16 protein-coding genes, 1 tRNA gene and 2 pseudogenes are annotated in these 14,971 nt (G+C 70.2%); 18 read left to right on the forward strand and 1 reads right to left on the reverse strand.

Annotation, left to right across the window (positions count from 1 at the left end; all coding sequences use genetic code 11):
• The 11 genes and pseudogenes from M878_RS000000100260 to M878_RS77745 all read left to right on the forward strand — a co-directional run.
• A partial coding sequence (locus M878_RS000000100260) for a hypothetical protein (RefSeq protein WP_245238233.1) occupies window positions 1-332 on the forward strand: 332 nt, incomplete at its 5' end.
• Between the two features lie 233 nt (window positions 333-565).
• Window positions 566-886, forward strand: a complete 321-nt coding sequence (gene rplU / locus M878_RS77700) for a 50S ribosomal protein L21 (RefSeq protein ID WP_009188585.1) — start codon at window positions 566-568, stop codon at window positions 884-886.
• Between the two features lie 14 nt (window positions 887-900).
• Window positions 901-1,155 (forward strand): 50S ribosomal protein L27, encoded by a 255-nt coding sequence (gene rpmA / locus M878_RS77705; RefSeq protein WP_023550764.1) that lies wholly within the window; start codon window positions 901-903, stop codon window positions 1,153-1,155.
• 134 nt (window positions 1,156-1,289) lie between these two features.
• Entirely contained in the window at window positions 1,290-2,738 is a 1,449-nt protein-coding gene (gene obgE / locus M878_RS77710) for a GTPase ObgE (protein WP_023550765.1), read from the forward strand.
• Between the two features lie 160 nt (window positions 2,739-2,898).
• Window positions 2,899-3,374: pseudogene (locus tag M878_RS94965) on the forward strand (2-C-methyl-D-erythritol 4-phosphate cytidylyltransferase); the annotation flags it as partial.
• Between the two features lies 1 nt (window position 3,375).
• A pseudogene (locus M878_RS77715) lies at window positions 3,376-3,926 on the forward strand (hypothetical protein); the annotation flags it as partial.
• 422 nt (window positions 3,927-4,348) lie between these two features.
• Entirely contained in the window at window positions 4,349-5,455 is a 1,107-nt protein-coding gene (proB, locus tag M878_RS77725) for a glutamate 5-kinase (protein ID WP_023550770.1), read from the forward strand.
• A gap of 168 nt (window positions 5,456-5,623) precedes the next feature.
• On the forward strand, window positions 5,624-6,049 hold the full coding sequence (locus M878_RS77730; protein WP_031226044.1) for a hypothetical protein: 426 nt from the start codon (window positions 5,624-5,626) through the stop codon (window positions 6,047-6,049).
• A gap of 72 nt (window positions 6,050-6,121) precedes the next feature.
• Window positions 6,122-7,408 (forward strand): glutamate-5-semialdehyde dehydrogenase, encoded by a 1,287-nt coding sequence (locus M878_RS77735; RefSeq protein WP_023550772.1) that lies wholly within the window; start codon window positions 6,122-6,124, stop codon window positions 7,406-7,408.
• A 120-nt stretch (window positions 7,409-7,528) separates the two neighbouring features.
• Complete coding sequence (locus M878_RS77740; protein WP_023550773.1) at window positions 7,529-8,101, forward strand: SCO2584 family spore wall biosynthesis protein; 573 nt, start codon at window positions 7,529-7,531, stop codon at window positions 8,099-8,101.
• Window positions 8,102-8,190: 89 nt separating this feature from the next.
• Window positions 8,191-9,261, forward strand: a complete 1,071-nt coding sequence (locus M878_RS77745; RefSeq protein WP_023550774.1) for an SCO2583 family membrane protein — start codon at window positions 8,191-8,193, stop codon at window positions 9,259-9,261.
• A 210-nt stretch (window positions 9,262-9,471) separates the two neighbouring features.
• Here the strand turns inward: M878_RS77745 and M878_RS77750 are convergent, their stop codons facing one another.
• Window positions 9,472-10,563, reverse strand: a complete 1,092-nt coding sequence (locus tag M878_RS77750) for a M48 family metallopeptidase (RefSeq protein ID WP_023550775.1) — start codon at window positions 10,561-10,563, stop codon at window positions 9,472-9,474.
• Window positions 10,564-10,665: 102 nt separating this feature from the next.
• Here M878_RS77750 and M878_RS98480 point away from each other — a divergent pair, with 102 nt between their 5' ends.
• From M878_RS98480 to M878_RS77780, 7 genes are all read left to right on the forward strand, one after another.
• Window positions 10,666-10,830: a hypothetical protein gene (locus M878_RS98480; RefSeq protein ID WP_023550776.1), complete on the forward strand. Its 165-nt coding sequence runs from the start codon at window positions 10,666-10,668 to the stop codon at window positions 10,828-10,830.
• A 121-nt stretch (window positions 10,831-10,951) separates the two neighbouring features.
• Window positions 10,952-11,101, forward strand: a complete 150-nt coding sequence (locus tag M878_RS98485) for a hypothetical protein (RefSeq protein WP_167345804.1) — start codon at window positions 10,952-10,954, stop codon at window positions 11,099-11,101.
• 55 nt (window positions 11,102-11,156) lie between these two features.
• Window positions 11,157-11,843 (forward strand): nicotinate-nucleotide adenylyltransferase, encoded by a 687-nt coding sequence (nadD, locus tag M878_RS77760; protein ID WP_023550778.1) that lies wholly within the window; start codon window positions 11,157-11,159, stop codon window positions 11,841-11,843.
• Window positions 11,844-11,859: 16 nt separating this feature from the next.
• Window positions 11,860-13,584 (forward strand): LCP family protein, encoded by a 1,725-nt coding sequence (locus tag M878_RS77765; RefSeq protein WP_023550779.1) that lies wholly within the window; start codon window positions 11,860-11,862, stop codon window positions 13,582-13,584.
• Window positions 13,585-13,685: 101 nt separating this feature from the next.
• Complete coding sequence (gene rsfS / locus M878_RS77770; protein ID WP_023550780.1) at window positions 13,686-14,132, forward strand: ribosome silencing factor; 447 nt, start codon at window positions 13,686-13,688, stop codon at window positions 14,130-14,132.
• The gene (locus M878_RS77775) at window positions 14,129-14,797 is read left to right on the forward strand and encodes a histidine phosphatase family protein (RefSeq protein ID WP_023550781.1); all 669 of its coding nucleotides are present in this window, start codon (window positions 14,129-14,131) and stop codon (window positions 14,795-14,797) included. The genes rsfS and M878_RS77775 overlap by 4 nt, the downstream gene beginning before the upstream one ends.
• A gap of 93 nt (window positions 14,798-14,890) precedes the next feature.
• A tRNA-Ala gene (locus M878_RS77780) sits at window positions 14,891-14,963 on the forward strand.
• Window positions 14,964-14,971 lie beyond the last annotated feature (8 nt).

Genomic DNA, 14,971 nt, shown 5'->3' on the forward strand with positions numbered 1-14,971 from the left:
GTGCCGTGCGCAAGGTCGGCGCGCCGACCGCGGCCGAGGAAGCGGCCGTCCTGGTCGTACCGTCGGCCGTGGCGGAGGAGGCCCCGGTGGTCACGGAGGCGGCCGAGGCGCCGGCCGAGGAGGCCGCTCCGGCCAAGAAGGCGGCCCGCAAGACCGCCAAGAAGGCCACGGCGAAGAAGGCCGCCGCCAAGAAGACGACGACGGCCAAGAAGACGGCTGCCAAGAAGACGGCCGCGAAGAAGACGACGGCCAAGAAGGCGGCCAAGACGGCCGCCGCGAAGTCGACGGCGAAGAAGACCACCACGGTCTCCGCCACCGGCGACGAGGGCTGACGCCCATGGGTGTGCGGCCGGTCCCGAGTGACCGGCCGCACACCGCCCCGGGCCCGGTTTGACCCCCTCGGCCCCGCCCCGTAACCTTGACCGTCGGCGTGTCACTGAGCGCGCCACATCCCCGTAAACCTCTTCCTCCCGGACGCAAGGCGGGCCGGGAGAGGTCGCCCATGCAACAAAGGGCGGCTGGCCTGCGGGGGTGCCGGTTCTGAACGAGCGAAAGAGAGATCCGCGTGTACGCCATCGTGCGCAGCGGTGGTCGCCAGCACAAGGTTGCTGTCGGCGACATCGTTGAGGTTGACAAGATTTCCACCGCCAAGGTTGGCGACACGGTCGAGCTCTCGACCCTGCTCGTTGTCGACGGCGACGCCGTGACGAGCGACCCGTGGGTGCTGGCCGGCATCAAGGTCCAGGCCGAGGTCGTGGACCACCACAAGGGCCAGAAGATCGACATTCTGCGCTACAAGAACAAGACCGGCTACCGCCGTCGGCAGGGCCACCGCCAGCAGTACACGGCGATCAAGGTCACGTCGATCCCCACGGCTGCGAAGTAAGGGACTGAGGAGACATGGCACACAAGAAGGGCGCATCGTCCACCCGGAACGGTCGCGACTCCAACGCCCAGCGGCTCGGCGTGAAGCGCTTCGGCGGTCAGGTCGTCAACGCGGGTGAGATCCTGGTCCGCCAGCGCGGCACCCACTTCCACCCCGGCGCCGGTGTCGGCCGTGGCGGCGACGACACGCTGTTCGCCCTGCAGGCCGGTGCGGTGGAGTTCGGTACCCACCGTGGCCGCAAGGTCGTGAACATCGTTCCGGTCGCCTGAATCGCCTGATTCAGCGCCGAACGCTTTCGCGAGGCGGACCTCACTTCCCGGTCGGGAAGGCGGGTCCGCCTTTCGCGTGTTAACCACTGTGTTGACGACGAGATATATCCGCACTTTTCTGGAGGCACCGAACCATGACCACCTTCGTGGACCGCGTCGAGCTGCATGTCGCCGCGGGTAACGGAGGTCACGGCTGTGCCTCCGTACACCGAGAGAAGTTCAAGCCGCTCGGCGGCCCCGACGGCGGCAACGGCGGGCGGGGCGGTGATGTCATCCTCACCGTCGACCAGTCGGTGACGACGCTGCTCGACTACCACCACTCGCCGCACCGCAAGGCCACCAACGGCAAGCCCGGCGAGGGCGGCAACCGCTCCGGCAAGGACGGCCAGGACCTGGTCCTGCCGGTCCCGGACGGCACGGTCGTGCTGGACAAGGCGGGCAATGTGCTCGCCGACCTCGTCGGCCACGGCACCTCGTACATCGCCGCACAGGGCGGCCGCGGCGGCCTCGGCAACGCGGCGCTGGCCTCCGCCCGCCGCAAGGCGCCCGGTTTCGCGCTGCTCGGTGAGCCCGGTGACCTCCACGACATCGTCCTGGAGCTGAAGACCGTCGCCGACGTGGCGCTCGTCGGCTACCCGAGCGCCGGCAAGTCCTCGCTGATCTCCGTGCTGAGCGCGGCCAAGCCGAAGATCGCCGACTATCCCTTTACGACCCTCGTACCGAACCTCGGTGTCGTGACGGCCGGTTCGACCGTCTACACCATCGCCGACGTGCCGGGTCTGATCCCGGGCGCCAGCCAGGGCAAGGGACTCGGTCTGGAGTTCCTGCGGCATGTGGAGCGGTGCAGTGTGCTGGTGCATGTGCTGGACACCGCGACCCTGGAGTCCGAGCGCGACCCGGTCTCCGACCTCGACGTCATCGAGGAGGAGCTGCGGCAGTACGGCGGCCTCGACAACCGGCCCCGGATCGTCGTCCTGAACAAGGTCGACGTGCCGGACGGCAAGGACCTCGCCGAGATGGTCCGGCCCGACCTGGAGGCCCGCGGCTACCGTGTCTTCGAGGTGTCGGCCGTCGCCCACATCGGGCTGCGCGAGCTGTCGTTCGCGCTGGGTGAGCTGGTCGGCAAGGCGCGCGCGGCCAGGCCGAAGGAGGAGGCGACCCGGATCGTCATCCGGCCCAAGGCCGTGGACGACGCGGGCTTCACCGTCACCCGCGAGGAGGTCGGCGGCGAGCCGCTGTTCAGGGTGCGCGGCGAGAAGCCCGAACGCTGGGTGCGCCAGACCGACTTCAACAACGACGAGGCTGTCGGCTACCTCGCCGACCGGCTCAACCGCCTCGGCGTGGAAGAGCAGTTGATGAAGGCGGGCGCCCGCAACGGCGATGGCGTCGCCATCGGTCCCGAGGACAACGCGGTCGTCTTCGACTGGGAGCCGACGGTCATGGCGGGCGCGGAGATGCTCGGCCGCCGTGGCGAGGACCACCGCTTCGACGAGGCCCGGCCTGCGGCGCAGCGCCGCAGGGACAAGCAGGCGGAGCGGGACGAGGCGCTGCGGGAGTACGACGAGTTCGACCCGTTCGAGTAAGGCTCGGTCTGCTGTTGCCGCCGCCCGGGGGCTGCCGCCCCCGGGCCTCCGCTTCGGCCTGAGGGACTTCGGCGTGAAGGACTTCGGCCTGAGGGCCTCGCCCGCAAGCCCCGGACCGGCTGTTCGGCCCAGGTGCGTTACCGGCCTGCCCGGCCTCCCGAAGCTGTCCACGGTCCGCCGAGCCTACGAGACCACCGCCGGTGACCCCAACTTCCAGGCGACGGACGACTGCTCCGTCGTACTCACGTACCTGCCGGACGTGCTGGTCCACGTCGTCGCGGGCGACGAGCACAACATGAAGGTCACTCAGCCCGTCGACGTCTTCATCGCCGACAAGCTGTTCCAGCTCGCCTCCACCGCCGCGCCCGAGCAGCAGGGCGAGGACGCCTACCGCGAACTCCTCACCGGCAGGACGCTGGTGATCTTCGCGGCGGCTCCTACGGCATCGGCAAGGACATCGCCGAACTCGCCGAGTCCTACGGCGCGCACGTCTACGCGCTGGGCCGCTCCACCACCGGCACCCACGTGGAGAACCCGGAGGAGGTCGACGACGCGCTGTCCAAGGCGTACGCGGAGACCGGCCGGATCGACTGCGTCGTCAACACCGCGGGCGTGCTGCGCATCGGCAAGCTCGCCGGGTGAGAACATCGTGCGGAAGCTGATCGCTGCCGACCCGCCCGTCCGCGTCTTGTACAAGCCGCACCCGTTCACCGGCACCGTCAGCAAGGAGGCCGACGCCGCGCACCGGCGGATCACCGCGCTGGTCGAGAAGGCCGCCGCCGAGCGTGCCGCCGATCCGCGCTTCACCGCCGGCAGGGCCGCCCAGGCCACGGCGACGGCGGACCTGGCCCGCATCGAGGCCCGGATCGCCGACCTGACCGGTAAGGGCGCCGACAGCAAGGGCGACGAGGCCGAGGCCACCCGCGACGGCATCGTCGACGTGGCCAAGCACCAGGAGATCGCCGGCTGCGCGCCGAGTGGAACACCGCCTACTGGCGCGCCTTCCCGTCGTACGAGCACCGTGTGATCGCAGGCGCCGGGCTGCGTCTGTACGACTGCTTCAACGTCTCCGACATCTCCTCCGTGGTCTCCGACTTCATCGCGAGCGGCAAGCCGTACGCGGTCACCGACTCCGGCCACTCCGGTCACGAGGAGTTCAAGCGGCAGAACACGGCCGTGCGCGCCGCCGGAGTGAACGCGGGCTGACCCCGCGGGCGTGAGAGGGCCGGCCCACGGACCGGCCCTTTTTCGTTCGCCTTACGTTCAGATTCCCTACAGATCGCTCTTACCCGGGCAGCCGAGCGAAGGTGAGTAGCTCTTACCTCTTGCGGCCTTGGCCAGTCCTGGCCTGGCAGGGGGCAAACCGCTTGCAAGGTAAGGCGGTCCAACGGGTTGCGATTAAGGTAAATCTTTCCATGAGCAACCAGTACGACCTCTCCACACCTCTCGCCGTACGCACATCGTGAGCGGACGGCTACGCACCGCCTGTCCGGAGGCTGGACCGGTGGGCAGGGGACGACCCCCTTCGCGTAGATTGCCAAGAGGCGGCCGGAACCGCGCGCGGGAACACGAGGGGAACAGAGGACAAGGTGGCAAGGGCTAGGCAGGCCGTGGGCGAGGCTCGCAGAATCGTGGTCAAAGTCGGCTCCTCGTCGCTGACCACCGCCGCCGGCGGCCTGGATGCCGACCGCGTCGACGCGCTGGTCGACGTGCTCGCCAAGATCCGCAGCGGGGGAGAGCGGGAGATCGTCCTCGTCTCCTCTGGTGCCATCGCCGCAGGGCTCGCCCCGCTCGGGCTGCGCCGCCGCCCGAAGGACCTCGCCCGGCAGCAGGCCGCCGCCAGCGTCGGCCAGGGCCTGCTCGTCGCCCGCTACACCGCCTCCTTCGCCCGCTACGGCGTCCGTGTCGGCCAAGTCCTGCTCACCAGCGACGACATGAGCCGCCGCGCCCATCACCGCAACGCCTCCCGCACCCTCGACAAGCTCCTCGCGATGGGCGCCTTCCCGATCGTCAACGAGAACGACACGGTCGCCACCGACGAGATCCGCTTCGGTGACAACGACCGCCTCGCCGCCCTCGTCGCCCACCTCGTCCACGCCGACCTGCTCGTCCTCCTCTCCGACATCGACGGTGTCTACGACGGCGACCCCAGCAAGCCCGGCACCTCGCGGATAGCGGAAGTGAAGGGCCCCGAGGACCTCTCCGGCGTCGAGATCGGCAGCGCGGGCAAGGCCGGCGTCGGCACCGGCGGCATGGTCACCAAGGTCGAGGCCGCCCGGATCGCTGCCGCCGCCGGCATCCCCGTGGTCCTCACCAGCGCCGTGCACGCGGCGGACGCGCTGAGCGGCGGCGACACCGGCACCTACTTCCACCCCACCGGCAAACGCTCCGCCGACCGCCTCCTGTGGCTGCAGCACGCCTCCACCCCGCAGGGCGCGCTGACCCTGGACGACGGTGCGGTGGACGCGGTCGTGAAGCGCCGCACCTCCCTGCTGCCCGCCGGAATCGCCGCCGTGGAGGGCGAGTTCAGCGCCGGTGATCCCGTCGAACTGCGCGACACGACAGGACGCGCGGTGGCCCGGGGGCTCGTCAACTTCGACGCCAAGGAGATCCCGCGGCTGATCGGGCGTTCGACCCGCGAGCTGGCCCGCGAGCTGGGTCCGGCCTACGAACGTGAGGTCGTACACAGGGACGACCTGGTGCTCCTGCACCCGTGACACTCGCAAAACCGCTCGTAAAACGGGGCGTAAGGACGGCCCCCGGTGGGGGACGTTCCGTAAAACCACCACGCGGAGCTCCAAGGCCTGCTCAACTTTGTGTCTGGGACATGTGAAGGAACACGTTCCATCAAGGGGCCATGCGAGCCAAGCGTGAAGGAGGCCGTCGTGAGACGAGCGCGCCCTGGGGCGACGTCGCGCGGTGCTCTGACGAGCGTCGCGGCCGGGGACGCCTACGAAGAGCCCAAGGACCTGCCCCGGCTGTGGCATGTCACCCTCAGCGTCTCCGGGGGAGAGGTCCCCCTGTCCGAGCTGCGGCGGGCCCTGGAACAACTGGCCCACGACCACCCCTTCCTGCTCACCAGCAGATACGCGCCCGACCACGCCGAGATCCGGTACTGGGAAGAGGCCCGTGATCTGCACGACGCCGCCGCCGTGGCCCTGCGTCTGTGGGGCGAGCACCGGCAGAGCGCCGGCCTGCCGGCCTGGGAGATTGTCGGCCTGGAGGTCATCGACCGCGAGACCTACCACCACCGCATCGCCGAGGGATACGGCCCGGCACCGGCGACGCCGGTCGGGGTGCATCCCTTTTGAGTGGTCCTGAGGGCTTGTCTCGCGGTTTGGGATGAGCGGTGAGCGCGCGGCACCGCGCACTACCCTTCCCTCATGACCACGCTCTCGCCGTACGACTCCATGTCCCCGGTCACCCAGGCCGCCTACCGGGCCAAGGCCGCCGCCGCCGACCTCGCGCCGCTCCCGCGCGCCGTGAAGGACGACGCGCTGCTCGCCATCGCCGACGCCCTGGAGGTCCGGACCAGCGAGATCGTCGAGGCCAACGCCAAGGACATCGCCAAGGCCCGGGAGAACGGCACCAGTGAGGCCATCGTCGACCGGCTCACCCTGACCCCCGAGCGGGTCCGCGCCATCGCCGCCGACGTCCGCGACGTCGCTAAGCTGCCCGACCCGGTCGGCGAGATCGTCCGCGGCTCCACCCTGCCCAACGGCATCGACCTGCGCCAGGTCCGCGTCCCGCTCGGCGTCGTCGGCATCATCTACGAGGCCCGCCCGAACGTCACCGTCGACGCCGCCGCCCTCTGCCTGAAGTCCGGCAACGCCGTGCTGCTGCGCGGCTCCGCCTCCGCCTACGAGTCCAACACCGCCCTCGTCCGCGTCATCCGGGACGCCGTCGGCGGCGCCGGGCTGCCCGCCGACGCCGTCCAGCTGGTGCCCGGCGAGAGCCGCGACTCGGTGCGCGAGCTGATGCGCGCCCGCGGCCTGGTCGACGTCCTCATCCCGCGCGGCGGCGCCTCCCTGATCCAGACCGTGGTCAGCGAGTCCATCGTCCCCGTCATCGAGACCGGAACCGGCAACTGCCACGTCTACGTCGACGCGACCGCCGACATCGACATGGCGATCGACATCCTGATCAACTCCAAGGCCCAGCGGGTCAGCGTCTGCAACGCCGCCGAGACCCTTCTCGTCCACCAGGACATCGCCCCCGAGTTCCTGCCGCGCGCCCTGGACGCCCTCGCCGAGGCCGGAGTCACCGTGCACGCCGACGAGCGGGTCATGGCCTACGCCAAGGACTCCCACGCGACCGTCGTGGAAGCCGTGGCCGAGGACTGGGAGACCGAGTACCTCTCCTACGACATCGCCGCCGCGGTGGTGGATTCGCTGGACAAGGCCGTCGAGCACATCCGGCTGTGGACCTCCGGGCACACCGAGGCGATCGTCACCACCTCCCAGCAGGCCGCCCGCCGCTTCACCCAGCTGGTCGACTCCACCACCGTCGCCGTGAACGCCTCCACCCGCTTCACCGACGGCGGCCAGTTCGGCTTCGGCGCCGAGATCGGCATCTCCACCCAGAAGCTGCACGCCCGCGGCCCGATGGGCCTGCCGGAGCTGACCAGCACGAAGTACATCGTCACCGGCGACGGACACGTGCGCCCCTGAGATTCACCTGTTCGGCCGTATGTCCCGGGAAGGGGGCGGGCGGCCGAAAAGACGTCTCACCAGTCAGACGAATTTCCATACCGTCTGCCCAAATTGACCCCCCAGGTCTACTCTGGACCCGTGCCGGAGGACGTGGGGGGTACGCCGTTCCCTGACGGCTGGGAGCCCGACGACGACCACGACCGCGGGGTGTCGGACGAAGAGTTCGCCTCCGTGGTCTTTGACGAGGCCTTCGTACAGGCGGCTGCGGTCCATGAGCCGACCGCCGTCGAACGCCTTCTGGCCGCAGCACAGGCCAGAGCCGAGGCCTCCGAGGCGGAGGCCCGCCGCGCCCACGCCCGAGGTGAGCGCTACGACGACAAGTACTCCCCCGAGGGGACCGATCTCAGCCAAGATCGGGACGACGACGAGCTGGACGACACCTACGTCCTCGACGAGCGCCACAGCCCCTTCGGCCACTACGGCAAACAGGTCCGCTGGCACCGCCCCGTCGCCTGGCTGCTCGCCGTCGTCATGGGCATAGGCATGGTCGCCCTGGCCTTCGCCGCCGTCTACCGGGGCGGCTCCGCCGGCACCCGCGACGGGGTCCCCACGCCCGCCTCGACCGGCCTGGAACAGGGCAGCGCCGCCGCGCCCTCCGCCGCCGCCGACTCCTCCCAGCCGGCCGCGTCGGCCATCCCGCGCTCCCCCTGAGCGCCCGTCCCCAATCTTGGTGAGCACCTGTCAGAAGTTGTCGTGTAGCAGGGCGTTTACCTGAGGCCCACGAGACCTACTCTGAAAGTATGGGCGGGCCTGGAGACCCACCGGAGGGCACACCCGAGGGCGGCCCCGCAGGTGGAGAGGACGAGTACCGATCCGTCGTCTTCGACGAGTCGTTCGTCCGCGCTGCCCGCCTCCAGGAGTACTCCGCCGAGGAGCGGATGGCCGACCACGCGCCCGCCGTACGCCGCCGCCCGCCCCTGCACCGCGGACTCACCCGGCAGGCCCTGGTCCTCGTCCTGCTGATCGCCGTCGCCTTCGGCACCGCGGTCTACATGGGCGTCCGCCACCCCTACGGCCCCCCGCAGACCCGGCGTCCCGCCGAGCCGCTGCGGATGACGGTGATCCCGCTCTCCCCGACGGACAAGGTGCCCGGCGCCGCCGACCCCGAGTACCTGTACGCGCACAGCCACGCCGCCCCGTTCGATGTCGGTGCCAAGGGGATACCGCTGCCGGCCGCCCGCAGCACCGCCCACTTCTCCAACAGCCAGGTCGTGGCCGCGCTCACCACCGCCAAGGACTACATAGTCCGCTCCTCGCTCTACCCCGAGGTGCTGACCGGCCGCGAGGTCAGCCCCGTCCGGTCCCTCATCGACTCCGACCAGCTCGACCAGTTCGACCAGAGCTTTGACCACCCGGTGGCGGACGGCCGCCACGCCCCCACCGGCTGGCTGGTCCGCCTCGACCCCTCCCGCGCCCAGCTCGCCGACGACCGGATCCGCGTCCAGGGCGATCTGCAGGCCGTCGAGAGCGACTCGAGCGCGCTGGAGGTCACCGCCGACCACACCTTCGTCTACGCCCTGCGCCCCACCGGTGCCGCGGCCGGAGCCGCCGTGTCGCTGTTCACGGTCCGCCGCGAGGTGACCTTCCGCTTCACCCGCGACGACCTGCGCACCCACCAGGTCCAGCTGGTCACGTCCTACGTCCAGGCGGGCCCCCTCTCCTGCGCCGAGGACTCCACCGCCTACCTCCGCCCCCTCCTGGCCGGCCAGACGGCCCGCACCGGCGGCCCCGCGGGCACCGACCCGTACGAGACGGACAGCCCTGCGGCCCTGTGCGGGACGCTGGCCGCTGGAGCCGAGCCGAAGGTGTGAGCGGCGTTTTCAGTACCGACCCGGTGAGGGTGCGGCGTCTTTCCGGGCACTTTGGACCTGGCACTTTGGACCTGGCACCTTGGACCTGGCATCCGGGACCGGCCCCTCGGGCCGAGGAGAGTTCGGCACCGCCGGATCCCGCCGCCGTGGCTGAGCGCCGTTGCGGCGGGAGAGAGAGGGGCGACCACAGCTGCGGTGGGGAAAGAGGGCCTACTCCTCGTCCCGCGGAGTGTCCGTCGGGCCCTCCTTCGGCGGGGGCGGGGTACGGAAGCCCTCGAAGCCGCGGCGGACCCGGCCGCCCAGGTCGCCCGCTCCGCCCGCGAGGTCCGTGACCAGCTTCATCAGCGGGTCCTTGGAAGTCTTCACATCGCTCGCGTAGCTGGCCGCCGACTCGCGGAAGGAGTCGCTGACCGAGGTGTCCTTGTCCCCGTCGCGCCGTGGGTAGTGGCCGTCCATGATCCGCTGGAAGTCCCGGGACTCGGCCCACTTCTTCAGCTCGGCGGCCCGCACGGTGGTGAACGGATGCGAGCGGGGCAAAACGTTCAGGATCTTCAGCACCGAGTCACGCAGATCGCCCCCGGACTCGTACTCCTCGGCCTGCTCCAGGAACGCGTCGACGTTCATCTCGTGCAGATGGTTGCCGCCCGCGATCTTCATCAGGCCGCGCATCGAGGCCTGCGGGTCCTGCCCGACCAGCAGACCCGCCCGGTCAGCGGACAGCTCCGACTTGCGGAACCACTCCCGGAGCGCCGTGATGATCGCCATGATCGCGAGGTTGCCCAGCGGGATCCAGGCCACTTTCAGTGCGAGGCTGGTCAGGAACAAAAGGATCGTGCGGTACACCGAATGCCCGGACAGCGCGTGTCCCACCTCGTGTCCGACGACCGCCCGCATCTCCTCCTCGTCGAGGAGCTCCACCAGCCCCGTGGTGACGACGATGATCGGCTCGTCCAGGCCGATGCACATAGCGTTCGGCTGCGGATCCTGGGTGACGTACATCGGCGGGACCTTCTTGAGGTCCAGGATGTAACAGGCGTCCAGCAGCATGTCGTGCAGGTGCTGGAACTGCCGCTCGGAGACGCGCACCGATTCGGACAGGTACAGCAGTCTCAGGCTCCGCTCGGGCAGCAGCCCGCTGAGCGTCTTGAAGACGGTGTCGAACCCGCTCAGCTTGCGCAGCGCGACCAGGGCCGAACGGTCGGACGGATGCTCGTAGGCACGCGAGGAGATCCCCGGGAAGCGCCTGCGCTGCCTGCTCGGCACGCGCTCGTGCCCCGTGTGCTGCTGGCCGTCGTCGGACATGACTTCCCCCATGTGCGTATGAGTGCCCACTGTGCCCCCGAGGCGGAGCCCAGCCTAGGCGGAGATACCGTGGACGGGCAGTACAGCCGAAGGAGTCCACTCATGGAGCATCACCTCGCAGCCGCGTGGCTGACCGAGGCCGCCGCGAGCGCCGTCCAGCAGCACGGGGCGGGGAATCTGCTCCGCATCGTCCTGATCGTCATGGTCCTGGGCTGTGCACTGACCGCCTGGTTCCTGCTGCGCGGCTACAAGAAGAAAGACGACTGACGGCCGGCGAAAGTTCCGCCTGCCGTCCCCGACGGCGGAGTCGGCGTGATCGCCGCCGGGCCGCCCGCTTACGATGAGCCGACATCTTTATCCCGCCCACACGCGTTAGGTCCTGCCGAAGATGAGCCTTCACAGCACCGCAGCCCACTTGGTCACCCTCGCCGAGGGCGGCCACCACAACAGCCTCAACCCTGCCGTCACCGGTGGCAGCGCCCTCGCCGTCCTGCTGCTCCTGCTGTGGATCACCACCCGCTTCAACCGCGACCGCTGAGCCGGACCCCGTCCCCGGCCGGACGCCCGAGACCGGGCCGGTAGGGTCTGCACGCATGGGAGAGCAGGACATGCCTACCGGTCCGGCGTACGAGAGCGCCGACGACACGGTGAAGCACCCGCAGTACCGGCCGGGCCAGGGCCCCGCCAACACGGGCAAGCGTCGCCTGGGCGTCATGGGCGGAACGTTCGACCCGATCCACCACGGGCACCTCGTGGCGGCCAGTGAGGTCGCCGCGCAGTTCCACCTGGACGAGGTGGTGTTCGTGCCCACCGGCCAGCCGTGGCAGAAGTCCCACCGCAAGGTCTCCCCGGCCGAGGACCGCTATCTGATGACGGTCATCGCGACCGCCGAGAACCCGCAGTTCTCCGTCAGCCGTATCGACATCGATCGCGGTGGTCCCACCTACACCGTGGACACCCTGCGCGATCTGCGCGCCCTCAACCCCGACACCGACCTGTTCTTCATCACCGGCGCCGACGCCCTCGCCCAGCTGCTGACCTGGCGGGACAGCGAGGAACTGTTCTCCCTCGCCCATTTCATCGGCGTCACCCGGCCCGGGCACCATCTGACCGACCCGGGTCTGCCGGAGGGCGGTGTGTCGCTCGTCGAGGTGCCGGCGCTCGCCATCTCCTCCACAGACTGCCGTGCGAGAGTCGCCAAGGGAGACCCCATCTGGTACATGGTGCCGGACGGAGTCGTGCGCTACATCGACAAGCGCGAGCTGTACCGCGGCGAGTGAGCCGAGAGGGGCACCGGTGAACAACCGATACGACGTGGGTGACGCCGGCTACGGCGCAGGCCCGTACGAACTCGTCGGCTACGACGAGCACGGCCAGCCCGTGTACCGGCAGATCCCGGCACAGCAGTCTCCACAGGCCCAGCAGGCCGCCTACGACCCGTACGCCCAGCAACAGGGCTATGGCTACGACCCGTACGCCACCGGCCAGCAGCCGCCCGTGCCCCCCTACGACTCCGGCCGGCCCGCACCCGGGTACGACCCCTACGGTGCCCAGGCCCCGTACGACCCCTACGGCACCGGAACCCACCAGACCGCCGGCTACGACCCCTACGGACAGGCCGCGAGCAGCGGGCAGCAGCCCCGGGTCACCGAGCAGACCGCCTACATCCCGCAGCAGGCCGGCCCGGTGGAGGAACCGCACGCCCCGGCACGGCCGGAGGAGCGGCGAGACGAGGACGGACGGGACTACCACACCGAGCAGTTCGCGTTCGTCGAGGAGCCGGACGGCGACTCCGAGGACGTCATCGACTGGCTGAAGTTCACCGAGAACCGCACCGAGCGCCGCGAGGAGGCCCGCCGCCGCGCCCGCAGCCGGATCATCGCCCTGCTCGTCGTCCTCGCCCTAGTCGCCGCCGGCGGCGTCGGCTACCTCTGGTACGCCGGAAAGCTGCCAGGCCTCTCCTCGTCCGGTGCCAAGCCCGGCGCGGGCACGCCGGTCGGCGCCCAGAAGCGCGACGTGATCGTCGTCCACCTGCACAACACCGCCAAGGGCGGCACCTCCACGGCGCTGCTGGTCGACAACACCACGACCAAGCAGGGCAGTACCGTGCTGCTGCCCAACTCCCTGGCCCTGAGCGGCGACGACGGCTCCACCACGACCCTCGCCAAGTCGGTGGACGGCGACGGTTCCTCCGGCACCCGGGACCAGCTCGACACCGTCCTCGGCACCAGCATCCAGGGCACCTGGCGCCTTGACACCCCCTATCTGCAGAACCTCGTCGACCTGGTCGGCAACATCGACCTCGACACCAACACCGACGTACCCGACCCGGACGCCAAGAAGAAGGGCACCGAGCCGCTCGTCCACAAGGGCAGCGCCCAGACCCTCAGCGGCAAGATGGCCGTCGCCTACGCCACCTACCGCGCCTCCGGCGAGTCCGAGAACGCCCAGCTCGAGCGGTTCGGGCAGGTCATGCAGGGCGTGCTGCGCAAGCTGTCCTCCGACCCGTCGGCGGCCACGACCACCGTGCAGACCCTCGCGCAGATCCTCGACCCGCCGCTCACCGACCAGGACCTCGGCGCCTTCCTCGCCAAGCTCGCCGACCTCGCCAAGGGCGGCGCCTACAAGACCGCCCTGCTGCCCGTGCAGCCCGACGGCACGCTGAGCGCGAAGACCAGCGACAGCGTGGTGAAGGACATCCTCGGCGGCACGGCCAAGAGCCCCGACGCGGGCTCCGCGGTCCGGGTCTCCGTGCAGAACGCCACCGGCGTGAAAGACGACACCGAGAAGGCCCGCGTGGTGCTGCTCAACGGCGGCTTCACCTTCCTCGAGGGCGGCACCGCCTCCGGCACCCAGGCCACCTCGAAGGTGACCTACTCGGACGCCTCCCACAAGTCCGACGCCGCCGAGGTCGCCAAGACCCTCGGCCTGCCCGCCGGCTCCGTGGCGAAGGGAACAGTCTCCTCGGGTGCCGAGGTCTCGGTCGTCCTCGGCCGGGACTACCAGCCCGGCAGCTCGTGACCAGGTCCCGGGCACCCCACGTGGCACCGTAATCACGTGGGGTGCGCCGGGCGGTCCGTGAGACCCTTGAGGTCTAGTGACCGCCGACCGAAAGCTTGCTAGTGACCGCCACCGACCGTTCTCTTGACCTCATCAGCACCGCCGCCCAGGCGGCGGCCGACAAGCTCGCCCACGACGTCATCGCCTACGACGTCAGCGACGTGCTGTCGATCACGGACGCCTTCCTGCTGGCTTCCGCGCCGAACGACCGCCAGGTCAAGGCCATCGTCGACGAGATCGAGGAGCGCCTGCTGAAGGAACTCGGCGCCAAGCCGGTGCGCCGTGAGGGAGACCGCGACTCCCGCTGGATCCTGCTCGACTACGTCGACATCGTCGTCCACGTCCAGCACAGCGAGGAGCGTGTCTTCTACGCCCTGGAGCGGCTGTGGAAGGACTGCCCCGAGCTGGAGCTGCCCGCCGACGCCAAGGCCACCCGCGGCAAGGCGGAGGAGCACGCCAGGCTGCAGGCCGCCGAGGCCGAGCGAGAGCCGGGCGGGGAGTGGCGATGAGCTCCACCGGAGAGGTCACCGACCGCAAGGACCGCGGCCGCCGCATCATCCTGTGGCGGCACGGCCAGACCGCCTGGAACGTCGAGCGCCGCTTCCAGGGCAGCACGGACGTCGCGCTGACCGAGACCGGCATCGGCCAGGCTCGCCGCGCCGCCCGGCTGCTGGCCTCCCTGGGGCCCGACGCGATCATCTCCTCGGACCTGCAGCGGGCGGCGAGCACGGCCGCCGAGCTGGCCGCCCTCACCGGCCTCGACATCACCCGAGAAGAGGGCCTGCGCGAGACCTACGCGGGCGTGTGGCAGGGGCTGACGCACACGGAGATCATCACCCGCTACGGCGAGCAGTACGCCGCCTGGAAGCGCGGCGAGGCCGTCCGCCGCGGCGGCGGCGAACTGGAGACCGAGGTCGCCGACCGTGCCGCACCTGTCGTACTGCGGCACGCCGAGAAGCTGCCCGAGGACGGCACCCTCGTCGTCGTCAGCCACGGCGGCACCATTCGCACCACCATCGGCCGGCTGCTCGGCCTGGAGGCCCGGGACTGGGAGAGCCTCGGCGGCCTCTCCAACTGCTGCTGGTCCGTGCTCGGTGAGGGCGCGCGCGGCTGGCGACTGCTGGAGCACAACGCGGGCACCCTCCCGGAGCCCGTCCTCGGCGACGACGACTGAGCCCCAGCAGGCTCCCGGACCCCGGATTTCACTTTCTGGCAGGTCACAGGCTAAAGTTCTTCTTGTTCGCCCCGCCGAGCGGGAAGAACGCGAGGGGCTATAGCTCAGTTGGTAGAGCGCCTGCATGGCATGCAGGAGGTCAGGAGTTCAATTCTCCTTAGCTCCACTGATCGG

Source organism: Streptomyces roseochromogenus subsp. oscitans DS 12.976 (assembly GCF_000497445.1).
Taxonomy (GTDB): domain Bacteria; phylum Actinomycetota; class Actinomycetes; order Streptomycetales; family Streptomycetaceae; genus Streptomyces; species Streptomyces oscitans.